This is a genomic window from Nocardia sp. FBN12 (assembly GCF_054031145.1).
In genome coordinates this window covers 847858-869823 of record NZ_CM132926.1, presented here as the reverse complement: position 1 = coordinate 869823, position 21966 = coordinate 847858, and the positions used below count along the sequence as shown (strand labels likewise).

Genomic DNA, 21966 nt, shown 5'->3' with positions numbered 1-21966 from the left:
ATCACTCTAGAACTTCGGGCCGCTCGGTGGCCGCTTTGAACCGTCGCATCAGGTCACGACTCTTCACGCCGGGTGCCGATTCCACCGAACTCGACACGTCGACACCGTAGGGGTGGTGTTTGGCGATGACCTCGGCGACGTTGTCCGGGTCGAGGCCACCGGCCAGGACCACCTTGCCCGGTTGCGCGCGCACCCAGTCGGGGAATTCCTCGAAGACACCGGAGCCCGCGCTGGCGTCGTAGAAGAAGTATCGGCTGGCCTGCTCGGGTGCGGGCGGGTTCGACGAGCAGAAGGCCAGATTCGGCAGGTCGGCCCACTGGTAGAGCTGCACGATGTCGAACGCGTCGGCCACCTCGGCGACCTCGCTCGCCTCCAGGGCGACAGCGAAGGTGGTGATGCGGCCGCGCGCGTACTCGGCGAGCGCGCGTGCCTGTTCGGGGGTGCGATACCGCTTGCTCTTCGTCGTCACCATGACGCCGATCGCGGAGTACCCGAGCTCGACCGCCCAATCGATCTGCTCCTCGGTGGTCAACCCGCACACCTTCACGAACATCCGCCGCCACTCCTTGTCCTCAGGCCCCGCCACGCTGCGCGCAGTCGACGTCCATGATCCAGGACCCACGCGTCCCGGATCGACCAGGCCGCTGTGGCAGGCCGTCAGCGCTCGGCGAGGTACTGCTCCCGCTCGGATCTGGTGGTCGCGGCCGTGCGCGCGAGCTGCGCCCAACCGGCCCAGCGCGCGGCACCGTGCAGCGGCTCGCGATAGCCATCGCTGGTCCGCACGATCCTGGCGCCGGGTTTGGCGAGCCAGCGGGCGATGACGCCGACTTCCTCGGGGGGCGCGCCGCGTAAGGGCGGGATGTTGTCGTCGGGCTCGATAGTGACGCCGACGACAACGCTCGCGACGGGTGGAATTCCGTCGGCACGGGCATCGCTCGCGGGTGCGGTGGCGAGGTCTCCGGGCACGGTAGCCAGGTCGGCGGAGTCAACTGCGGCAGGGCGGCGCGCGGCGCCACTCGAGGCCGCGTCGCCCAGCTCGGGGATCACTGTTTCGGCGGCGGCGACTATCTGGTCGACCACAGCCATCGGCGGGGTACCGCGTGCGGCGGTGCCCGCGGCGGCGAGGCGGCCGTAGCGGATGACGGAGAATTCCCAGCCGCCCGCGTCGTCGGGCAGCGCGATGATCAGCTCCGCGAGGCGGGCCAGCGCAGCCAGGCGCTGGGTGCGGTGGAGTGTGCTGACAACGGTGGCGGCGCGGTCGCGCAGCCGGGCGGCGGCTTCGAAATGTTCTGCGGCCGAATGGGTTTCGATACGTTCGATCATCGCGCGGAGCACGGTGTCGGCGCGGCCGGTGAGCAGGTCGCGGACCGCGGCGACGGCCGGGGCGTAGCCGGGCACGTCGAGGTCACCGTCGTGCCGTGCGGCGGGGCAGCCGCCGACGACAGCGGGCGGACAGACGTGTTTCGCCGTGCGGGGCAGGCGGGTGGCGCAGGTTCGCAGGCCGGCGAATTCGGCGATCGTCAACGCCACATCGACGGCGTCGGTCCGAGAATTGAACGGCCCCAACGCTGTTCGGGTCGGGGTGCGCACGGTCACCAGCCGGGGGAAGGCCTCGTCACTCAGCGTGAGCCACCACCCACGCCGGGGGAACTTCGAGCGGCGGTTGTAGGGCGGTGCGTGCGCGGCGAGCAACCGCAACTCGCGCACCCCGGCCTCGAGACCGTGCGCACACACCACGTGGTCGACCCGAACGGCAAGTGCCACCATCTCTTTCATCCGGCCACGGGTTTCCGAACCGGTGAAGTAATTGCGCACGCGGCGACGCAGATTCACCGCCGTCCCTATATAGAGGACTTCGTCCGACGGTCCACGGAAGAGATAGACGCCGGGCGCGGCGGGCAGATCGGTCGCGAAAGTGCGCTTGGCGCGCTGGGTTCCGGTGACACCGGGCAGATAGTCGAGCAGCTCGGTCAGGCTGTGCACCCCCTGATTGCCGACCCGCCCGATCAACGCGTGCAGCACGTCGACGGTGGCGCGGGCGTCATCGAGCGCGCGGTGCGTCGGCGTCGTCGACGCACCGAGGATCTGCGCCAGTACCCCCAGCCGCGCCGACGGCGCCTCGTCGCGCGTGAGCACCCGCCGCGCCAGCTTCACCGTGCACAGCACCTGCGGGTTCGGCCACACGATGTCCTGACGTGCCGCGGCCGCCTTGAGAAACGCCGTGTCGAATCGGGCGTTGTGCGCCACCAGCACCGCCCCCGCCGCGAACTCGAGAAACCCCGGCAGCACCCCCTCGATCCGCGGCGCCTCGTACACCATCGCCGTCGTGATCCCCGTGATCTGCACGATCGCGGGCGGAATCGCGTACCCCGGATTCACCAGCGTCGCGAACTCCCCCAGCACCTCACCCCCACGCACCTTCACCGCCCCGATCTCGGTGATCGCATCCCGATCAGCGCTGGTCCCGGTCGTTTCGAGGTCGACGACAACGAAAGTCGTGGCATACAGCGGAGTATCGAGCTCATCGAAGGCCAACTGCCGTGCGGCAGCGGGGAGCGGAGCGGGATCGGGCACGGCGAGCAGCGTAGGACGGGGGTCCGACAAGCTCGGCAGGCCTTCGGAGCCGATAATTCGGTGCGAGACTTTCGTTCCGGTGCGAACAAAATGCCCAAGATCAAACTGATTTGTGACCGGGCTCACATTCTTATCGAATTCACATCAGTTCATCAGAATTCAACGGGTAATCGGCCTTACCGGTCTGCGCGCACCGCGATCGACGGCGCGCCGCCCGCGAGGTGGACCACCCGGCGAACGTGCGACGATTCCCCCAGGCGCCCACCACCTGCGGGTTCGCCGATTCGCGGAGCGAAAGCCGCCGCCCGCGGCCTATTGGCGACGCGCCGGTAGCACTCGGAAATCTCGGTCGACGTGACCTGGCGTTATCGTTTCGTGATCGGGTGTGACCCAGCTCGCACGCATTCCTCGGTGATATCACCCAAAAACCCCTTTGGACCGATGTCCGACTTTACAAACCCCCGTGATGTCTTCGTAACCTTTTCGAGACCTCACGGAGTCCCGCCGACCGGAAACGGCCGACGAGACGAAGCCCGCCGCGTCATACGGACACGTCGTCGTGGGGCAGATTGGAAGTACCGCATCATGGCGAACAACACCGTCAAGCGTCAGGCGCTGCGTGCCGTTGCCGTCGGAGCCGTCGGCGCTGCCACCATCGGCGCGTTCCTCCTGCCGGCCGCCCCGGCATCGGCGACGCCGGTGACCGTGCCCGGCATCGGCACCTTCGAGGTGCCGAACGAGATTCCGCTGCCCCAGGGTGTCCCCGGTATCGAGATCCCGTCCGCGCCGCCGGTTTTCACCGCGCCGCGCGCCACCACCGCCGACATCGCCCTCGATGCCGCGATGAGCAAGATCGGCTCGCCCTACGTCTACGGCGCCGCGGGCCCGAACGCCTTCGACTGCTCGGGTCTGGTCCAGTGGTCCTACGCCCAGGCCGGCATGGACCTGCCGCGCACCAGTGGCGCCCAGCTGGGCGCGGGCACCCCGGTCTCGATCGACGACCTGCAGCCCGGCGACATGGTGTCGTTTTACGGCGGCGGCCACTCCGGCCTGTACGCCGGCGACGGCAATGTCGTGCACGCCGCCACCTCGGGCACGCCGGTGCAGCTCGCGCCGGTCTCCTCGATGCCCTTCGCGGGCGCTCGCCGCTTCTGATTCCAGGCCGGTCGATGCGCGATTCACGGGGAAGTGCGCACCGTCACGGCACTGATCGTCGGGGGTACGTGCGCCGTCCACTGGGTTGGACGGCGCACGTATCTTTACTGGACACGCACGCGTGCGGTTCCGTAACCTGATCGAGACCTTCTCGGCTGACGAGGAGATCGCGCTCAGGTATTGCGCTGTATCGGCGGACAACGAGAGAACGGGGCACGGGCCACTGTGACTGGACACCACCGGAATTCGCGCGCGACGCGTGGTTTCGCCGGAACCCTGTCCGCCGCGATCCTGGTGTGCGCGATCTACACCGCCGGTCCCTCCGGCGCCGATCCGGTAGCCCTGCCGACCACCGCGTCCGACGCGATCTCCCGGATGGTCGACCTCTCGCGCCAGGCCGAACAGCTCAACCAGCAAGCCCTGACCGCCCAGATCGACCTCGACGCCAAACTCGCGCTGCAACGCGAGGCCGACGACAAGGTCGCCGCCACCTCCGCCGTCGTCGAGGCCGCCCGCGCCGAAGTGCGCAAGTTCCAGCCGATGATCGACCGCACCGCCGTGGCCGCCTATACCGGCGTGCGCACCAACAGCATGTTCGCCGTGCTGTCGAGCGGTTCGCCGCAGCAGTTGCTGGACAAGGTGTCGACCCTGGACGTGCTCGCCCAGCAGACCACCGACACGGTCCGCCAGTTCAAACAGGCCGCCGACGCCGCCACCGCGGCCGACACCGTCGCCCGCACCGCCGCCGAAGCCGCGCATACCGCGACGGCCGCCGCCGATACCGTGCGCGCCGACGTCGAACGCAAGCGCCAGGATCTCGCCACGTCGACAACCTCCGTGGTCGAGGCATGGAGCCAGCTCTCGGCCCGCGACAAGTCGACGCTGGCCGGTTCACCCTTCCCGCCCGGCTTCGACCGTGATTCGCTGCTGGCCGGGCTGGTCCCCGGCAGTGGCACCAGCGCGCTGGCCGCCGCCCTCACCCGCGTCGGCGATCCGTATGTGTGGGGCGCCACCGGACCCGATCAATTCGACTGCTCCGGGCTGGTGCAGTGGGCGTTCAAGCAGGTCGGTAAGAACGTGCCGCGCACCAGTTCCCAGCAGGCGGGCTACGGCACGCCGGTGTCCAAGGACGAACTGCTGCCCGGCGATGTGATCCTGTTCTATCCCGACATCACCCACGTCGGCATCTACGCGGGCAACGGAATGATGGTGCACGCCTCCACCTTCGGTGTGCCGGTCGCTGTCGCGCCGATCAACACCACCCCGTACCACTCGGCCCGGCGATACTGAGCCAGACCGGTGACCGATCCGTCGTCTTCCCGCTCGGGCCTGCGTTCGTGGTTCTCGTCGAACGGCCGCCTGGAATTCTGTATCACGCTCGCCTCGATCACGCTGCTGACCGGGGCGTGCGTCGCACTGATCCTGGTGCCGCGCAACGTAGGTGGGTTGCAGCTGGCCACCGATGAGGCCGAGGTGCTCGACACCTCCGAAGGCATCGACAACCCGCGGCTGAGCCCGGTGCGCCGCGACCTGCAGCCCTACGGCCCGATCGTGGTGCGTGAAGTCGCCGCGTCCGAGGCGCTGCTGGTGGCCCATCCCAGTCATCGCGGCGACCTCGAGGTTCTCGAACAGCAACTGGGACAGGCCATTTCGGATGTCAGCGCGGTGTGGGGCACCGACTGGAATCGCGCGCCCGTCGTGATCGTGGCGAGTACGCCTGCCGAATTCACCGCACTGACCAGGTCCGCCGGTGCCACCGGCGCCGACGTGGCCGCCGTGTCGCTCACCGGGTCCTACGCGCCCGGCACCCAGCCCACCGACCAGCGCATCGTGTTCAACCCCGACGCGCGCCGCCGAGTCGGCGACGAAGGCTTGGCCACGCTGCTGCGCCACGAACTGACCCATGTCGCCACCAGGGCCGACACGACCGACGGCGCACCGCTGTGGCTGCTGGAGGGCTTCGCCGAGTACGTCGCCCAGCGCGATCAGGCCACCACCTTCTCCCAGATCGCGCCCACGCTGACCACGCGGTTACGCGCGGGCACCCTGCCCACCGAGCTGGTCGCCGACGCCGATTTCACCGGGGTCGACGCGGCCTACGCCTACGAGAGCGCGTGGAGCACCTGCGCGTTCATCGCCGATCGCTACGGCACCACCGCCCTCATCACGCTGTACAAGCGGCTGGCGACCGGCCCGCAGTCCCCCGCGGCGCAGGATGCCGCGTTCAGCGCCGCGCTCGGAGCCTCGCGCGCCGAGCTGCTCGACGGCTGGCGGGCCTGGCTGCGCGGTCGCGCTGTCTGACCACGTCCGCCCACCTGTCAGCCGACCGATTAGGTTGTTCTCTTATGGCCCGAACTCTGCTGGTTACCAACGATTTCCCGCCTCGGCCGGGCGGAATCCAGTCGTATCTGCAAGCACTGTCGAATCAGCTGCCGCCCGAGAACCTGGTGGTCTACGCGCCGCGCTGGCGTGGTGACAGCCACGAGAAGTTCGACGCCGCGCAGAAGTTCCAGGTGGTGCGGCATCCGACGACGCTGATGCTGCCGACCCCCGCGGTGATCAAGCGGGCGGGCGCGCTGCTGCGCGAACACGACTGCGACACCGTGTGGTTCGGCGCGGCCGCGCCCCTGGCGGCGATGGCGCCGATGCTGCGGCGCGCGGGCGCCGAGCGCATCCTGGCCAGCACCCACGGCCACGAGGTCGGCTGGTCGATGCTGCCCGGATCGCGCCAGATCCTGCGGTCGATCGGCGAGCACACCGACGTGGTGACCTATGTCAGCAAGTACACCCGTAGCCGTTTCGCCTCGGCCTTCGGTCCGCACGCGGCACTGGAGCACCTGCCGCCGGGGGTCGACCCGGGCGAGTTCCGGCCCGACCCGGCCGCGCGGGAAGAGCTGCGCGCCCGTTATGGGCTCGGCGAGCGCCCGACCGTGCTGTGCCTGTCGCGATTGGTCCCGCGCAAGGGCCAGGACATGCTGATCGTGGCGATGAACGAGATCCGCGAGCGCGTCGACGGCGCGGTGCTGGTGATCGCGGGCGGTGGCCCCTACGAGCCGCGGCTACGCGGGCTGGCCGAGGCGCTCGGCGTGCAGGACAGTGTCGTGTTCACCGGACGGGTGCCCTCGGGCGAGCTGGCCGCCCATCACACGATCGCCGACGTGTTCGCGATGCCGTGCCGCACGCGCGGGGCGGGCCTCGATGTCGAGGGCCTCGGAATCGTCTTCCTCGAGGCATCGGCGACCGGGGTCCCGGTCGTGGCCGGTGATTCCGGCGGTGCCCCCGAGACCGTGCGCGAGGGCGAGACCGGGATCGTGGTGCACGGCCGGTCGGTCTCGCAGATCAGCGACGCCATCGTCGAGCTGCTCACCGACCGGGACAAGGCGGCCGAGATGGGCGCCGCGGGCCGGGCGTGGGTGGAGCGGAACTGGCATTGGGACCGTCAGGGTGCCCGCTTGCGGGAACTGCTGCGGTGACACCTTGGCCGCGCCCGGTGTCGCGTGAACTACGCTCAGCCAGGTGAGCAGTATCCAGGTCGCAGATCAGACCTTTCTCGCCGCACCGGGCGCCGCGATCGCCGAGGTGCTGAGCGCCGCGAACAACTGGCGCCGCTGGTGGCCCGATTTGCGCCTCGACGTGCGCGAGGATCGCGGCGACAAGGGCATCCGCTGGACGGTGGCGGGCGCGCTGACCGGCACCATGGAGGTGTGGCTCGAGGCCGTCCCCGACGGGGCGATCCTGCACTACTTCCTGCACGCCGAACCCGCGGCTGAGCCGAAGTCGGCGCGCGCGCTGGCCGCGGCCAACCGGGCCCGCCGGGTCGCGGGCCGGAACATGGCCTTCGAACTCAAGGCACGCCTGGAAGCCGGTCGCCCCGCAGGCGTCGCACCCACGGTCTTCATCTCGACCTGAGGCACGTTCTCGGCGCGCCTCCGCCTCTGGACTGACCGGAGGGTGCGACGAAGGAGTGCCCGGAGGGAGGGAAGAGGTGGAGTTCAGCGCCGAGAACCCGCGGCACCAGCCGCCAAAGATACAGAAAGAGGGCTTGGCTGCCATGGCCGACCGGACTCAGAGATCGATTCTCATCGACGCACCGTCGCAGCAGGTGATGGCCGTTATCGCGGATCTGGAGTCCTACCCGGAGTGGGTGGCCGCCGCGAAGTCGGTCGAAGTCATCGATCGTGATGCCCAAGGGCGCGCGGCCACCGCCCGGTTCGTGCTCGACGCGGGCGTCGTCAAGGACACTTACGTGCTGTCCTACACCTGGCGCGCCGACGGCAAAGCGGTGAGCTGGCGGCTGCTCGAGGGTGACCTGCAGAAGGCACAGGACGGCAGCTACGAACTCCTCGACCGGCCGGGCGGCGGCACCGAGGTGGTCTACGAACTCACCGTCGACCTGAACATCCCGATGATCGGCATGTTCAAACGCAAAGCCGAGAAGGTCATCACCGATACCGCGCTCAACGAGCTGAAGAAGCGGGTCGAAGGCTGAGCGCCCCGGGCGGTACCCGCGTCGAACTGTTCGTCGGCAAGGGTGGTGTCGGGAAGACGACGCTGGCCTGCGCGACGAGCATGACCTATGCCCGCTCCGGTCAGCGTGTGCTGATCGCCTCGCTGGATCAGGCCCATTCACTCGGTGACGCGCTCGGTTTTCGTTTCCCGCACGACCCGGGCACCGTCGCCGGGGTGGCCAGGGTGGCACCCGGCATCGAGGTGATCGAGATCGATTCCCTCGCCCTGCTCGAGGACCGCTTCCGCGATGTGGTGGCGATGCTGGCCAAGGGCGGTGGCCACGATCACGGCTTCGACCTGACCGCACTGGATCCGGCCGAGCTCACCGGGCTGCCCGGGGTGCAGGAACTGCTGATGCTGGTCGAGATCGGCCAGTACGCCGAGGAGAACGACTGGGACGTCATCGTCGTCGATTGCCCGCCCTCGGCCGACATGCTGCGCATCGTCACCGCCCCCGACACGATGCTCAATTATCTCGAGCGGCTGTGGCCCAAGCACGAACGCACGATGAGCGCGATCGGCCTCGATCTGCGCAAGGCGGTGCTCGCCGCCGCGGTCGAACGGATCGTGGTCGCGGTGACGCAGGTTCGCGATCTGCTCGCCGACCGCACCCGCACGAGCGCCCGCCTGATCACCGGCCCCGAACAGGTCGCCGTCGCCGAGGCTCGTCGAGTGCGTTCGGCGGCCGCGCTGCTCGGCCTGCGGATGGATGCCGTCGTGGTCAACAAGGTCCTGGCCGCGGTGCCCCCGCCCGGCGACAACGCCCACCCGGCCGTGCACTGGTACCTCAACCGCCGCGCCGAGCAACTCGAAGTGGTGGCGCGGCTGCACGAACAACTCACCGACGTCCCGATCCTGATCGCCCAGCACGCCGGTGCCGAACCGGTGGGGGTGCATTCGCTGTCGGCGTTCTCCTATTCGGTCGACACGCTGCCCGCCCCGCACGCTCAGGGAGCGGATTCGGGCGAACCGATGGTTCGATGGGAGTCCGGCTCCGGTGTCGACTCCGTGTACGCGATGCGGATGCGGCTACCGGTGGTCGATCCCAGCACCTTGCGGCTGGGCCGAGTGGAGGACGATCTGATCGTGGGAGCCGACGGGGTACGCACACGCGTACGGCTCGCGCCGGTGCTGCGACGCTGCACGGTGGCGGGCGCCGAACTCGACACCGGTCACCTCGTGGTCCGCTTCCGGCCCGATCCGCGGGTGTGGCCCGCCGATCCGAACTACACGAAGGCCACCGCAGATGAGCACTGACTCCCAGTCCGAGCGCCACGGCCACGACGGCTTCGCCGAGTTCACCGAGGAGCTGCGCCTACTCGCCGAAGTCCTACTCGCCCGCGTCGAACCGGTCCTGCGCCGCACCGCGGCCGACGGCCAGGCCGACCTGGGTGGTTGCGCCTGGTGCCCCGTGTGCGCGGCCGCCGCGCTGGTCCGCGGCGACCACCACGACGTCGTCGCCGCCCTCGCCGACCACGGCACCTCCATGGTGACCGTCCTGCGCGAAGCCCTCGCCGGCATCCCGGTCGAACCGGTGATGCCCCCGGAATGGGCCGATCACGCTGCGGGACACCCGGATTCGGGCACCCGTCCCGGCACCGACGCCAGCGGGCGTTCGAGGTACCCCGCCGAGCCCGACGCCACGTCCGGTCAATCGCCACAGGCCGCTCCCACCGGCGGCCATGACCCCGGCTCCACCACCTCCGACCGGCCGCAGCAGCGCACAGTTGCCGCACAAGCCGACGTCGGCGCAGGCCCGCGTCGGGGCACATCCCGCCAGAACGCCTCCGCCGCCCGGCGGCCCCGCAGAGTGGACGAGTACTCCGCTCCCCGCACCGCTCGCACGCCGCAGGCCCCCCACATCGCTGCCGAGCCGGCCGACGCAGCCGCGGCCGACTCGGGCACAGGCGCTTTCGCCACCACCGCGCCATCAGCAGCCGACAACACGTCCCAGCGCCGTCGCCCCACCGAGGATCGGTCGGCCACCGCCCGCGCGCCGCGCTCGCAATACGTCGACATTCCGGTGACGATCCGGGGATGACCAGCCGGATCGACCCTCAACACCTGCTCACCGTCGGGATCGACGTGGGTGGCACGAACATTCGCGCCTCGGTGGTCGATGCCGGGGGCGAGGTGCTCGACACCGTGCAGGCGCCGACCCCGCATTCGGCGCGGGCGCTCGAGGACGCGATCGACCGCTCGGTGCGCGAGCTGGCCCGGCGACATCCGATCGCGGCGGTCGGGCTGGCCGTCGCCGGTTTCATCTCGACGGATCAGTCGACGGTCCTGTTCGCCCCGCACCTGCCATGGCAGAACGCCCCGGTCGCCCAACGGCTCACCGCGCGCCTGCGCCTACCGGTGATCCTCGAACACGACGCGAACGCCGCGGGCTGGGCCGAATATCGCTTCGGCGCGGCGGCGGGCGGGCAGACGGTGGTGCTCGTCGCGATCGGCACCGGCATCGGCGCGGCCCTGCTCATCGACGGTCGGCTCTATCGCGGCAGTCACGGCATCGCCCCTGAACTCGGCCACCTGCAGGTCGTCCCCGAGGGTCGCGCCTGCCCCTGCGGCAAACACGGCTGCTGGGAGCGCTACTGCAGTGGCACGGCACTGGCCGACACCGCCATCGAGATGCTCGCCACCGACCCCGTGCGTTCGGTGCTCGCCCGTGACGTGCTCCGCGATCCGGGTTCGCTCACCGGCCGCCGGGTCGCGGGCGCGGCCCAGGACGGCGATCCCCTGGCCGTCCGGGTGATGGCCGACTTCGCCCGCTGGCTCGGCCTCGGCCTCGCCTTCGTCAGCGACCTGTTCGATCCCGACCTCGTGGTGATCGCCGGCGGGGTGAGTAGTTCGGCGCCGCTGTTCCTCGACGAGGCCCGCGAGCACTACGCCGATGCGGTCACCGGCGCCGGGCATCGGCCGCTGGCGCGGCTGCGCACCACCCAGCTCGGCGAGGCCGCCGGCATGATCGGGGCCGCGGAATTGGCCAGGGCGGCGGTCGATGTGCCGGTGGCCGGTCGCGTGGCGAGATAAGGGTCACAGGCATGTGGTCCAGCTACCATCCTGGGTTGGTTGTGACCTGCGACCAGCGGTAAAGTCGTTGTCCGACGAGGCTCTACACGACCATCACGGTCCCGGGGAAAGGACGCCATGTTCTACTGGCTGCTCAAGTTCGTTCTCGTGGGGCCGTTCATGCACGTGTACAACCGGCCCGAGGTCGAAGGGGTCGAGAACATTCCGACCGACGGACCGGCCATCATGGCGGGCAATCACCTCTCCTTCTCCGACTGGCTCTTCGCTCCCCTGCTGAGCCCGCGCCGGATCAACTACCTGGCCAAGGCGGAGTACTTCACCACCCCCGGCTTCAAGGGTCGGCTGCAGAAGTTCTTCTTCAGCGGCACCGGCCAGTACCCGATCGACCGCAGCGGCGCCTCGGCCGCCGAGGACGCCCTGACCGCCGCCACCAAGCTCCTCGACGAAGGTCGCCTCGTCGGCCTGTACCCCGAGGGCACCCGTTCCCCCGACGGCCGTCTCTACAAGGGCAAGACCGGCATGGCGCGCCTCGCGCTGGAGACCGGCGTCCCGGTGATCCCGGTCGCGGTGATCGGCACCGACAAGGTCTCGCCGCCCGGGCCGTTCAAGTGGCGTCGCCAGAAGGTCACCCTGAAGTTCGGTGCGCCCCTTGATTTCTCGCGGTACGAGGGGATGAGCGGTAACCGCTTCGTCGAGCGCGCCGTCACCGACGAGGTGATGTACGAACTGATGCGCCTCACCGGCCAGGAATACGTCGACGTGTACGCCCACAGCCTCAAGAAGGGCGTCGCGCCCACCGACAACCAGATCGACGCCACCCGGATCCCCGAAACCAAGGCGAGCTGAGCCGAACCTGTTGCGCCGCATGATGAGCTGACTCGCCGACCGCTCCGCTCCCACGCGCGATTGTCACGTGCCGGGCAACACCGAACCGTTCATGCGCCGAGCCTCCGTCGCCAATGCGCAATCGTCTGTCGTTGCCCGGACACCCGCGCGCCCGATTGGTAGCCTTTGCCAGGCACTGGCCGACGGGCAGGTGGGTCACCAGACGTGGCGACGTCGGCGGACAGCGAGGTAAACATGGCCGGAGGCGAATCCGACGAGGGTCGCGTCGTGCCGTTCACCCGGCGCAGACTCCCACGCGACGGCAATCCGCCCACCGGCCGGGTAGTACGCAGCGCGCGCTTGGCCGCGGTCCCGGTCGCCTACGCGGGCAGGCGCATCGCGGGCTTCGGCAAACGCGCGGCGGGCCGCGATCCCGCCGACGTGGACCGGGACATCCGCGTGCGCACCGCCGAGCACCTCTTCCAGGTACTCGGCGAACTCAAGGGTTGCGTCGCGAAACTGGGCCAACTCCTCGGCCTGCTCGAACTCGGCCTCGCCCCCGACCTGGCCGAACCCTACCGCCAAGCCCTTGCGCGCCTGCACGATTCGGCGCCGGCCATGCTGCCCAGCGCGGTCCACGCCGAACTCGCCGAACACCTCGGCCCGCAGTGGCGTTCACTGTTCCTCGAATTCGACGACCGCGCCTCCGCCGCGGCCTCGGTGGGCCAGGTCCATCGCGCGCGCTGGCACGACGGCACCCAGGTCGCGGTCAAGGTCATGTACCCCGGTTCCCGCCGCGCGGTACTGGCCGACCTGCAAGCCCTGCGCCGCGCGACCCCGCTGTTCACCGCGCTGCTGCCCGGCGCCGACACCCGCCCGGTGGTCGAGGCGCTGTGCGACGAGATCCGGGACGAACTCGATTACGCCCGCGAGGCCGTCAACCAGCGCGCCTTCGCCGCGGCCTTCGCCGACGACGCCGACGTGCTGGTGAGCCGGGTGATCGCCCAGCGCGGCGACGTCCTGGTCACCGAGTGGCTCGACGGTGTTCCCCTGTCCCGCTTGATCATTCGCGGCCATGCCGACGAACTCGACCGCCTCGGCGTGTTGATCATGCGCTTCCTGTTCTCCGCCCCCGCCCGCGCCGCCCTCGTCTACGGCGACCCGCACCCCGGCAACTTCCTTCGCATGCCCGACGGCCGCCTCGGCGTCGTCGACTTCGGCGCCTGCACCCCCTGGCCCGCCGCCTTCCTCGACGTCGCGAGCGACGTGGGCGCCGCGGTCATCGCCGACTCCCCCACCGACCTCGAGGCGGCCATGCGCCGCCACGGCTTCGTAGCCCCCGACCGCGACCTCGACATCGCCACCGTCGCCGCCCGCCTTCAACCGGTCCGCGAGGCCCTGCTGGCCCCCAGTTACCCGCTCTCGGCCGCCTGGCTCCGCGAACAGGTCCGCCTCGCCACCGACCTCCGCCTCTCGAACGTCCTGCGCCAACTGACGATGCCCCCCGGCCACACCCCCATCCTGCGCTCCTTCCTCGGCGGTCTGGCAGTCCTGTGCCAACTCCACACTGCCGTCCCCCTGCGCGCCGAATGCACCCGCTGGTACCCCGAAACCGCCGCGGCGGCGGGGCTGTAGGCGGAGCCCATCACCCAGCTCAGCGCTCGCGGAGCCGGGTGATGGTGTGGGCGATGTCGTCCACCATGCGGTCGAACATTTCATCGGGGTCGGTGCGGGGAACGTCCATGGCTTCGCGCAGGTGCGGCACGTCGAGGTCGGGAAAGCGATCGAGCCAGCGCCTCGGCATCGGAGAGTCGTCGACACCCGGCTGACCGAGGTCATGGCGGTAGTCGACGAGTAGGGCGAAGGCGTACAGCCGCAGGGTCAGGTCGCGGTGCACGAACAGCGCGTCGGGCATGCTCAGGCCGAGGCCGGTCAGGAAGCCGAGGAAGGCGTCGGGCGCGGTGAGGCGCCTCGGGTGCAGGCGCACATCGCCGACTTGCTCATCGAGCGAGAAGAGCAGCGCACGCGGATGCGCACGGTTCGTTTCGCGTCGCAGGCGGCAGTACTCGGCAAAGCTCGCCCGCCAATCGCCCGGATCGAGTTCGGGCTCAGGCCATTTCGCCAGCCAGAGTTCGACCGCCCGGTCGACGGCATCCTGCCGGTCCCGGACATGGCGATACAGCGCACGCACGGTCACCCCGAGATGTTCGGCGAGGACCTGCATCGTCACCGCACGGAACCCGTCGCGCCCGGCCAACTCGAGCATGGCCGCGGCGATCAGGTCGGCGTTGAGCGTCGGCCGCCCGCCGCGGGCGACCGGACTTCGGCGCTGACGCCCTGGTGATAGCTGGTCCGGCACTCCTGCACGATAACCCAGGCGCTTGATGTTCACACCTCATTGACATTAATGCGATGCCGTCGCAGACTGGGGCCGGTCGCCCCGAACGACAGCGGAACTGCCGCGCGCCGGAATACCGCCGCCGCCGTGCCGCGCAAAGATCTCCAGCAAGAAAGGTTGTCCCCGTGACACACAGCGAACTGCGAAACCCGCACCTCGATCGGCTGATCGCCGAGCTGCAGCAGCGAAGCACCGACCAGATCGTCGATATCGGTGACCATTTCACCGCCCGCGCCGAACGTGGCGAAGCGCTCGATCCAGGCACGATCGACAACGACGCCACCCGCTTCCTCGCCGACAAATTCGTCGCTCTCGACCACGACAAGGCACTGTTCTGCCACCGCCTCTGCCTCGCCCTCCGCGCGAAATGCGCGGTAGAAGTGGGCACTTCGTACGGCGTCTCCACCCTCTATCTCGCCCAGGCGATCCACCTGGTCGCCACCGAAGACGGACGACCCGGCGTGGTCATCGGCACCGAACACGAACCCGCCAAGGCCGCCGGTGCGCGCGAGCACCTCGCCTCCGCCGACCTCGACCGATACGTCGATCTCCGCGAGGGCGACCTCCGCGAAACCCTTCAGCACATCGATCAACCCATCGATTTCGCCCTGATCGATATCTGGCCGGTCATGGCCCGTCCCGCGATCGAATTGATCGCACCCCACCTTCGCCGCGGCGCCGTCGTCATCGTCGACAACACCGAGAACCGCCCACCGAGCTACCGCGACCTGTTCGACTTCATCGATGATCCAGTCAATGGGTTCACCACCCAAACGCTGCCGTTCGAAGGAGGTTTGGAGATGGCGGTCAAGCTCTGACGCGCCAACCGTGTTCGGCCTGCCGTACGGCATCGTTCATGTTCCGTTGCCTTGCTAACGACCGCGCGTTACGACCGGTGCCGCACCGTAAGGCTTATGGCTGTCTCGGATTTCGCGATGTCTCGGCGCACGCTGTTGCGCGCAACCGCACTCGGTGTGGTGACTGCTCCTGCCCTGGTGGCCTGTGGTGATGACGGGCCGGGGCTGGTGCGGGCCCGGCCGACGCTCACGCACGGGATCGCCGTCGGTGATCCGCGCAGCGATGGTGCGCTGATCTGGGCACGGTCGGACACGCCCGCCACGCTGGTGGTGGAAACCTCGGCGAGCGAGACGTTCAGTGACGTCAAGCGGTTCACCGGGCCGCTGCTCACCCCGGCGACCGACGGCACCGGGCGGGTACGGGTGAACGGTCTGCCCGCCGGACAGCTCGTGCACTACCGGGTGCGTCTCGAGGGAGAAGACGGTGCGAGCTCGGAATCTCTGTCCGGCGTCTTTCGCACGGCGCCGACCGCGCCAGCGGATATCTCGCTGCTGTGGTCCGGTGACGTCGCGGGCCAGGGATTCGGCATCAACCCCGACCTCGGCGGCATGAAGGTGTTCTCCGCCATGGCCGCTCGCGACCCGCACCTGTTCCTGCATTCCGGCGACTGCATCTACGCCGACAACGCGCTCAAAGAATCGGTGACGCTGCCCGACGGCCGGATCTGGCGCAACGTCACCGCCGAAGCCAAGAACGCCCCCGCGGAAACCCTCGACCAGTTCCGCGGCAACTACGCCTACAACCTGACCGACGACAACTACCGCCGGTTCAACGCCGCCGTCGCCCAGATCGTCCAGTGGGACGACCACGAGACCACCAACAACTGGTCCCCCGGCGGTACGGTCGCCGCCGACAAGGGCTACACCGAGCGCAGCATGGACACCCTCGCGACGCGTTCCTGGCAGGCCTTCCACGAGTGGATGCCGTTGGAGCCCAAGGAAGCCGTCGACGGTCGCCTCTACCGCAAGATCTCCTACGGCCCACTCCTGGATGTCTTCGTCCTGGACATGCGCGCCTACAAGGACGCCAACACCGCCAATACCGCGCCCACGGGCCAGACGCTCGGCGCCGCCCAGGTCAAGTGGCTCACCGACAGCCTGAAGGACTCCAAGGCCACCTGGAAGATCGTCGCCGCCGACCTTCCCCTCGGCGTGGTCGTCCCCGACGGCAAGACCGCCTTCGAAGGCCCCGCCAACGCCGCCCCCGGCGCACCCTCGGGCCGCGAAACCGAGATCGCCCAGGTGCTCTCGTCGATCAAGGCGAACAAGGTCAGCGACGTCGTGTGGCTCACCGCCGACGTCCACTACACGGCGGCGCACCACTACTCCCCGGCCCGCGCCGCCTTCACCGATTTCGACGAGTTCTGGGAGTTCGTCTCGGGCCCGCTCAACGCAGGCGCGTTCGGCCCGAACCCGCTCGATCCCACCTTCGGGCCCGACGCGGTCTACGTCCACGCGCCGCCCACCCCCAACACCTCCCCGATGGACCCGGAGTACCAGCACTTCGGCGAGGTGAAGATCGACGGCCGCACCGGAGAAATGACCGTCAACTTGTGCGACGCGACCGGAAAAGTCCTGTTCACCAAGCAACTCGCGCCTACGCGGAAATAGGTGCGAAGTACCCTGCGCAAGAACCGCGCACCTGTGGTTAGCTATGCGGTCATGGGCACGCCGCAGACCGTCATCTCCGAAGAATATCTCCCCACCGATACGGCGGATGTCGTTCGCACTGTGCGTGATTCGCGCGGGCGGTCGGAACGGTTGACGGTGCGCGGCGGCGAACAGACCGAAGAGTCCTATGGCCTGACCGATCAGCGCGGCGCGCTGTCGCTGCGCAAGATGAACTCGGTGCTCGACATCAACCTGGGCAGGCGCACCGTGCGCGTGCAGGCGGGCGCGAAGCTGTCCGAGATCGACCGCCGCCTCGGCGCGCACGGTCTCGGCCTGCCGGTGGTCGGCGATCATCGCGACATCACCGCGGGCGGCTTCGCCTCCGTCGGCGGGGTGAGCACCGCCTCGCACCGCTACGGCATGTTCATCGACCAGATCGTCGACCTCGAGTACGTCGATCCCGACGGCCGGATCGGCACCTGCGGGCGCGGCCACCACACCGAGCGTTTCCACCGCATCCTCGGCGCGGGCGGTCGCGCGGGCATCATCACCGCCCTCACCCTCGACGTGGTGGAGGTCGACAAAGACCACACCATGCTCACCACCGACGCCGACCGGTTCCTCGACTTCGACTCGTTCGTCGAGCACGCGACCAACGAGATCACCAACCCCGGCAGCGCGGCACTGCAGGTCGGCCGCTGGGTCGACACCGCCCCGCTGAAGGTGGCGCGCCCCGTCGGCACCGGCCAGGTGACCCTCGGCGCCGTCCGCTTCGGGCAGTGGTCGAGCCTGTACCCCACCGCCCCCACCCGCGGCCTGCGGGCCCGGCGCGAGGTGGGCACGCGCACCCGGAAGTCGTTGGGCGCCATCGCTTCCGCCGCGGGCGGCCGCGCGGGCATGCCGGTCCGCAACGCGGCGGCGGGCGCGCTGATGTTCGCGCCGAAGGTACTCACCATGCGCGACGCCGAGTACCTGGCCGATACCGTGATCAACTCCTCCGAGCGCGGCCCCGCCTACCGTGTCGGCGTGTTCGCCCCACTGGCCAATTACGGTTCGGTCTTCTACGGCCTGCACGACCTGTTCTCGGCCCACCGCGAACGCTCGGGCTGCTTCACCGTCATCTCCGCGATGACCTACGGCGTGCGCTCGGAGTACCTGCGCGCCGAAGCCGCCGCACGCGGCCTCACCCCCGCCGACTACGGCCTGATCACCTTCACCTGCCGCCTGCGCCCCTCGGCCCTGCCCTCGGAGCAGCTGCGCGAGATCGTCTCCGGCATCGACGACATCTGCCGCTCCGAGCAGGCGCTGCGCTACAGCGTCTGAGGCACAACGCCTCGGCAGAGGACGCACGACGGGCGATGATCACCCGTCGTGCGTTTCCCGCTGCCGCCATGGTGTCGGCCGCGGGCCGTACCCATCCCGGTCACCGACAGTGCACACGTTCGGGCACAAGCGGTTCGGCGATTCACCCGGCTGCGCGTGTTCGCAGGATGTGATACACCGCGAATCCGCTGGTCATGCCGGATTCACCATCGACAATCTGACTATCAGGCATATCCATCTCCCAGTGGATGGGATAGCGGGCTCTACGGATCACCCGGAGAAAGTGTGATGTCGGTTACGCATTCCGATCGTTCGTCGGATGCGGGCCCCATCCTCGAAAGGACCTCCGATGGTCGCTTCCACTCCGACACCCACCGCGGACCGCTGGACTCCACGCCTGATCTTCTCGCTCGCCTCGATCGTGCTCCTCCTGGAGATGCTCGCGGTGAGCTACATGATGATCTCGACGGCCCTACCGTCGATCGCCGCGCATTACCAGACCACCCAGGGCGCCTGGCTGCTGACATCGTTCCTGCTGGTCGGCGCCGTCACCGCGCCGCTGATCGGCAAGCTGGCGGACATGTACGGCAAGCGCAAAGCCCTACTCGGTTGCGTGGCCGTGGCGGCGGCGGGATCGTTGCTGTCCGCGGTCGCGGGCAGCTACGCGGTCCTGATCGCCGGTCGCGCGCTCACCGGCCTGCTCATCCCCTGCCTGTTCTTGAGCTATTCGCTGATCCGGGACGTGTTCCCGGCGAAGACGATCGCGCTGGCGGTGAGCATCGCGACCAGCGGCATGGGACTGATCGCGATTCCCGCGCCGTTCCTCACCGGATGGCTGATCGACAACTTCGGATTCCGCAGCATCTTCTGGTTCTTCGTCATCGGTCTCGCCGTGCTCGGCGCCCTGATCTTCTTCACCACGGCCGAATCGGCGGTGCGGCTGCCCTCACGAATCGATCCGCTCGGAGCGGTTCTGCTCGGCGGCGGTATCGCGGGCATTCTCATCGCGGTCAGCTTCGGGCCCACCTGGGGCTGGCGTGACAGCTCGACCATCGCTTACCTCGCCGGTGGCGTGGTGTTGCTGGCGGCGTGGCTGGTGAGTGCGCGAGTGCTCCGGGAACCGCTGATCGACCTGGATGTGCTCGGCCGGCGTTCGGTGCTGCTCACCACCATCGGCGCCGGACTCTGTTACGGCGCCAGCGGTCTGTTCACCATCCTGTTGCCGATGCTGGCCATGACACCTGCCGTGCTCGGGCTCGACTACGGATTCGGTGTCACCGCCGAGGGTTTCGCGATCTTCCAGGCCCCGGTAGGGCTGATGGTGGTAGTCGGCGGTGTCGTCGTCGGGTTGCTTGTCGGCCGCCGCGACGTCCGCCCCCGCGTTCTGATGACCATCGGCATGCTGTTGATGGCCCTCGGATTCGCGTTGACCGCGGCCGTGCACGACAGCAAGCCGCTGCTGATCGTCTTCGCGGGCATCTTCGGCACCGGCATGGGCATGGCCTACGCCGCTATCCCGAATCTGCTGATCGAGGCCGTGCCGCCGCAGTTGCAGGCAGGTACCGCCAGCATCGTCGGGGTCTCGCAGAGTGTGTTCCCGGCCGTCCTGCCGGTGATCGCGTTCACGATCATGAACAACTCCTACATCGCACCCATCCCGCCGGAGATGACGCAGGGCGCGGTGTTCTATCTGGACCGCGGCTTCACGATCGCCTTCCTGATCGGCGCCGTGACCGCGCTCATCGGCGCGGTTGTCGCCGCGGCATTGCCCCGCCGGATCGTGCAGCTGTCCGCTCCGCGCAAGGTGGCGGGACCCGAGGAAGAAGGGCTCGTGTTCGCGCACTGAGGCATTCGATGCACTGAGCCGGTCGTGCGGTCGCACGGCCGGCTCGGTCGTTCTCGGGCCACCCAAACGAAAACGGTCGCCGCGACTCCCTCGGTTCGAGGGTGTCGCGGCGACCGTGTCGTGTTGTCTCAGTGCTTCTCGGCACCCAGGTAGTACTCGAAGACCAGGCCCGCGGCGGCGGCGAGCACGAGCACCACGCCGAGACCGATCAGCCAGAACTGGAAGAACGCCAGGCCGAGTGCGGTGACCGAACCAGCGGCCGCCAGCAGGATGGGCCAGAAGCTACCGGGCGAGAAGAAGCCCAGGTCACCGGCACCGTCGACGATCTCGGCCTCTTCGTAGTCCTCGGGACGCAGGTCGATGCGACGCGCGACGAACCGGAAGTAGGTGCCGATGATCAGCGACAGGCCCGCGGTCAGCACGATCGCGGTGGTGCCTGCCCACTCGATACCGGTGCGCGACTGGGCGGTGAAGAACCCGTAGACGATGCCCACCAGGATGAAGAACGCCGTGAGCAGTTCGAAGATCCGCGCTTCGATCCTCATATCAGAATCCTCACTTGCTCTCGTTCACCGAAGCGCTCTTGGCATCGCGCTTGGTGTTGAAGGGGTACGTGGAGGTGGCCACCGGCGACTCGCCGATCGACGCGAGCGCCTCACCGTTGGTCAGCCCGGACTCACGCGCCTTGATGTACTGAGCGAACTTCTCCGGCGAGACCGCACGGACCTCGAAGTTCATCATCGAGTGGTAGGTGCCGCACATCTCGGCGCAACGGCCGACGAAGGCACCTTCCTTCTCGATCTCCGAGATCTGGAAGACGTTGTCGGACTGGTTTTCCTTCGGGTTCGGCATCACGTCGCGCTTGAACATGAACTCCGGCACCCAGAAGGCGTGGATCACGTCGGCGGCGGCGAGCTGGAACTCGATGCGCTTACCGGTCGGCAGCACCAGCACCGGGATCTCTTCGCTGGAGCCGAAGGTCTCGATCTTGTCGTAGTGCAGGTACGAGAGGATGTCGTTGGCCGGCTTGCCGTGCAGCGGACCCGGCTGCGGGTGACCCTTGTCGTTCTTGAGCTCACGGTATTCGGCGAGCTGCTCTTCGTTCAGCAGCTCCTTCTCCGTGTCGATGCCGTTGTAGGTGAGACCGGCGACGTTGTTCACGTTGCGGTAGCCGAACTTCCAGTTCCACTGGAAGGCGGTCACGTCGACGGTGACATCCGGATTGTCGGTCTTCTCGTGCACGTAGTTCTGCACGACCACGGTGAAGTAGAACAGCACCGCGATGATCACGAACGGGATCGCCGTGTAGGTCAGTTCCAGCGACACGTTGTAACCGGTCTGGCGCGGGAACTCCGGGGAGTTCTTGCGCTTGCGGTGGAAGATGACCGTCCAGAAGGTCAGGCCCCAGACCAGCACGCCCATGGCGAGCGCGGCCAGCACCGACCAGGTCCACAGCTCACGCATCCGGGTGGCCTGCGGGGTGATACCCGAGGGCCAGCCGAACCGGAGCCAAACATTGTCGATCGAGCAGCCCGAGACGAGCAACGCGGTCATCCCCAGGGACACCGCCAGCCCGGCCCGCCGAAGGACCCGGCCCTGCCGGCCCTTCTCGGGTCGTGCCCCGATCTCTTCGCTCGCCTTGTGCGCCACGCTCACGCCTTCCTGGTCGCCACACATTCCGACACATTGCGTCGTCCGGGCGGCGATTCGCCCGTTCCGACACCTCTTCAAAGCAGTTTCAGGCCTCTCGAAGTATTGCCGCTGTGACGCACGCACACCTGAGAAGGACCTGAGTACTACGCAGCGTAGACCAAAGCGGGCACTGTCTTGTCGCG

General features: G+C 68.7%; 20 protein-coding genes. 15 read left to right on the top strand and 5 right to left on the bottom strand.

Annotation, left to right across the window (positions count from 1 at the left end; genetic code table 11):
- Position 1: 1 nt before the first annotated feature.
- Positions 2 to 553, bottom strand: coding sequence for a phosphoribosylanthranilate isomerase (locus ACWZHB_RS04430; RefSeq protein WP_427906650.1), 552 nt, complete (start codon positions 551 to 553; stop codon positions 2 to 4).
- Positions 554 to 657: 104 nt separating this feature from the next.
- Positions 658 to 2574 (bottom strand): DEDD exonuclease domain-containing protein, encoded by a 1917-nt coding sequence (locus ACWZHB_RS04425; RefSeq protein ID WP_427906649.1) that lies wholly within the window; start codon positions 2572 to 2574, stop codon positions 658 to 660.
- Between the two features lie 585 nt (positions 2575 to 3159).
- On the opposite strand from ACWZHB_RS04425, the gene ACWZHB_RS04420 reads away from it, so the two are divergent.
- From ACWZHB_RS04420 to ACWZHB_RS04370, 11 genes are all read left to right on the top strand, one after another.
- Positions 3160 to 3729, top strand: coding sequence for a C40 family peptidase (locus ACWZHB_RS04420; protein WP_427906648.1), 570 nt, complete (start codon positions 3160 to 3162; stop codon positions 3727 to 3729).
- A 225-nt stretch (positions 3730 to 3954) separates the two neighbouring features.
- The gene (locus tag ACWZHB_RS04415) at positions 3955 to 5019 is read left to right on the top strand and encodes an NlpC/P60 family protein (protein ID WP_427906647.1); all 1065 of its coding nucleotides are present in this window, start codon (positions 3955 to 3957) and stop codon (positions 5017 to 5019) included.
- 9 nt (positions 5020 to 5028) lie between these two features.
- On the top strand, positions 5029 to 6030 hold the full coding sequence (locus ACWZHB_RS04410) for a peptidase MA family metallohydrolase (protein ID WP_427906646.1): 1002 nt from the start codon (positions 5029 to 5031) through the stop codon (positions 6028 to 6030).
- A 44-nt stretch (positions 6031 to 6074) separates the two neighbouring features.
- Entirely contained in the window at positions 6075 to 7202 is a 1128-nt protein-coding gene (locus ACWZHB_RS04405; RefSeq protein WP_427906645.1) for a glycosyltransferase family 4 protein, read from the top strand.
- A gap of 43 nt (positions 7203 to 7245) precedes the next feature.
- Positions 7246 to 7638: a polyketide cyclase / dehydrase and lipid transport gene (locus ACWZHB_RS04400; RefSeq protein WP_427906644.1), complete on the top strand. Its 393-nt coding sequence runs from the start codon at positions 7246 to 7248 to the stop codon at positions 7636 to 7638.
- 142 nt (positions 7639 to 7780) lie between these two features.
- Positions 7781 to 8218, top strand: coding sequence for an SRPBCC family protein (locus tag ACWZHB_RS04395; RefSeq protein WP_427906643.1), 438 nt, complete (start codon positions 7781 to 7783; stop codon positions 8216 to 8218).
- On the top strand, positions 8215 to 9495 hold the full coding sequence (locus ACWZHB_RS04390) for an ArsA family ATPase (RefSeq protein WP_427909075.1): 1281 nt from the start codon (positions 8215 to 8217) through the stop codon (positions 9493 to 9495). Before ACWZHB_RS04395 ends, ACWZHB_RS04390 begins: the two co-directional genes overlap by 4 nt.
- Entirely contained in the window at positions 9485 to 10279 is a 795-nt protein-coding gene (locus ACWZHB_RS04385; protein ID WP_427906642.1) for a hypothetical protein, read from the top strand. The genes ACWZHB_RS04390 and ACWZHB_RS04385 overlap by 11 nt, the downstream gene beginning before the upstream one ends.
- Positions 10276 to 11271 (top strand): ROK family protein, encoded by a 996-nt coding sequence (locus ACWZHB_RS04380; protein WP_427906641.1) that lies wholly within the window; start codon positions 10276 to 10278, stop codon positions 11269 to 11271. Before ACWZHB_RS04385 ends, ACWZHB_RS04380 begins: the two co-directional genes overlap by 4 nt.
- Before the next feature lie 117 nt (positions 11272 to 11388).
- Positions 11389 to 12117, top strand: a complete 729-nt coding sequence (locus tag ACWZHB_RS04375; RefSeq protein ID WP_427906640.1) for a lysophospholipid acyltransferase family protein — start codon at positions 11389 to 11391, stop codon at positions 12115 to 12117.
- A gap of 234 nt (positions 12118 to 12351) precedes the next feature.
- On the top strand, positions 12352 to 13731 hold the full coding sequence (locus ACWZHB_RS04370) for an ABC1 kinase family protein (protein WP_427906639.1): 1380 nt from the start codon (positions 12352 to 12354) through the stop codon (positions 13729 to 13731).
- A gap of 19 nt (positions 13732 to 13750) precedes the next feature.
- Here ACWZHB_RS04370 and ACWZHB_RS04365 read toward each other — a convergent pair whose 3' ends face one another.
- Complete coding sequence (locus ACWZHB_RS04365; RefSeq protein ID WP_427906638.1) at positions 13751 to 14455, bottom strand: TetR/AcrR family transcriptional regulator; 705 nt, start codon at positions 14453 to 14455, stop codon at positions 13751 to 13753.
- 164 nt (positions 14456 to 14619) lie between these two features.
- Here ACWZHB_RS04365 and ACWZHB_RS04360 point away from each other — a divergent pair, with 164 nt between their 5' ends.
- The 4 genes from ACWZHB_RS04360 to ACWZHB_RS04345 all read left to right on the top strand — a co-directional run bounded on the left by ACWZHB_RS04360 (position 14620) and on the right by ACWZHB_RS04345 (position 20131).
- Positions 14620 to 15312, top strand: a complete 693-nt coding sequence (locus tag ACWZHB_RS04360; protein WP_427906637.1) for an O-methyltransferase — start codon at positions 14620 to 14622, stop codon at positions 15310 to 15312.
- A gap of 96 nt (positions 15313 to 15408) precedes the next feature.
- Entirely contained in the window at positions 15409 to 16962 is a 1554-nt protein-coding gene (locus tag ACWZHB_RS04355) for an alkaline phosphatase D family protein (protein ID WP_427906636.1), read from the top strand.
- Positions 16963 to 17013: 51 nt separating this feature from the next.
- Entirely contained in the window at positions 17014 to 18285 is a 1272-nt protein-coding gene (locus ACWZHB_RS04350) for an FAD-binding oxidoreductase (protein WP_427906635.1), read from the top strand.
- A 349-nt stretch (positions 18286 to 18634) separates the two neighbouring features.
- Positions 18635 to 20131 (top strand): MFS transporter, encoded by a 1497-nt coding sequence (locus tag ACWZHB_RS04345; protein WP_427906634.1) that lies wholly within the window; start codon positions 18635 to 18637, stop codon positions 20129 to 20131.
- Between the two features lie 128 nt (positions 20132 to 20259).
- Here the strand turns inward: ACWZHB_RS04345 and ACWZHB_RS04340 are convergent, their stop codons facing one another.
- Together ACWZHB_RS04340 and ctaC are read right to left on the bottom strand one after the other, a co-directional pair.
- Positions 20260 to 20676, bottom strand: coding sequence for a cytochrome c oxidase subunit 4 (locus tag ACWZHB_RS04340; protein WP_101463622.1), 417 nt, complete (start codon positions 20674 to 20676; stop codon positions 20260 to 20262).
- 10 nt (positions 20677 to 20686) lie between these two features.
- Entirely contained in the window at positions 20687 to 21685 is a 999-nt protein-coding gene (gene ctaC / locus ACWZHB_RS04335; RefSeq protein ID WP_427909074.1) for an aa3-type cytochrome oxidase subunit II, read from the bottom strand.
- Positions 21686 to 21966: the final 281 nt, after the last annotated feature.

Excerpts from the sequence above, each read along its gene's own strand:
- ctaC (WP_427909074.1), bottom strand. The coding sequence starts at position 21,685 with ATGACCGCGTTGCTCGTCTCGGGCTGCTCGATCGACAATGTTTGGCTC.
- ACWZHB_RS04345 (WP_427906634.1), top strand. The coding sequence starts at position 18,635 with ATGGTCGCTTCCACTCCGACACCCACCGCGGACCGCTGGACTCCACGC.
- ACWZHB_RS04355 (WP_427906636.1), top strand. The coding sequence starts at position 15,409 with ATGGCTGTCTCGGATTTCGCGATGTCTCGGCGCACGCTGTTGCGCGCA.
- ACWZHB_RS04380 (WP_427906641.1), top strand. The coding sequence starts at position 10,276 with ATGACCAGCCGGATCGACCCTCAACACCTGCTCACCGTCGGGATCGAC.
- ACWZHB_RS04375 (WP_427906640.1), top strand. The coding sequence starts at position 11,389 with ATGTTCTACTGGCTGCTCAAGTTCGTTCTCGTGGGGCCGTTCATGCAC.
- ACWZHB_RS04430 (WP_427906650.1), bottom strand. The coding sequence starts at position 553 with ATGTTCGTGAAGGTGTGCGGGTTGACCACCGAGGAGCAGATCGATTGG.
- ACWZHB_RS04405 (WP_427906645.1), top strand. The coding sequence starts at position 6,075 with ATGGCCCGAACTCTGCTGGTTACCAACGATTTCCCGCCTCGGCCGGGC.
- ACWZHB_RS04340 (WP_101463622.1), bottom strand. The coding sequence starts at position 20,676 with ATGAGGATCGAAGCGCGGATCTTCGAACTGCTCACGGCGTTCTTCATC.
- ACWZHB_RS04385 (WP_427906642.1), top strand. The coding sequence starts at position 9,485 with ATGAGCACTGACTCCCAGTCCGAGCGCCACGGCCACGACGGCTTCGCC.
- ACWZHB_RS04395 (WP_427906643.1), top strand. The coding sequence starts at position 7,781 with ATGGCCGACCGGACTCAGAGATCGATTCTCATCGACGCACCGTCGCAG.
- ACWZHB_RS04370 (WP_427906639.1), top strand. The coding sequence starts at position 12,352 with ATGGCCGGAGGCGAATCCGACGAGGGTCGCGTCGTGCCGTTCACCCGG.
- ACWZHB_RS04420 (WP_427906648.1), top strand. The coding sequence starts at position 3,160 with ATGGCGAACAACACCGTCAAGCGTCAGGCGCTGCGTGCCGTTGCCGTC.
- ACWZHB_RS04350 (WP_427906635.1), top strand. The coding sequence starts at position 17,014 with ATGGGCACGCCGCAGACCGTCATCTCCGAAGAATATCTCCCCACCGAT.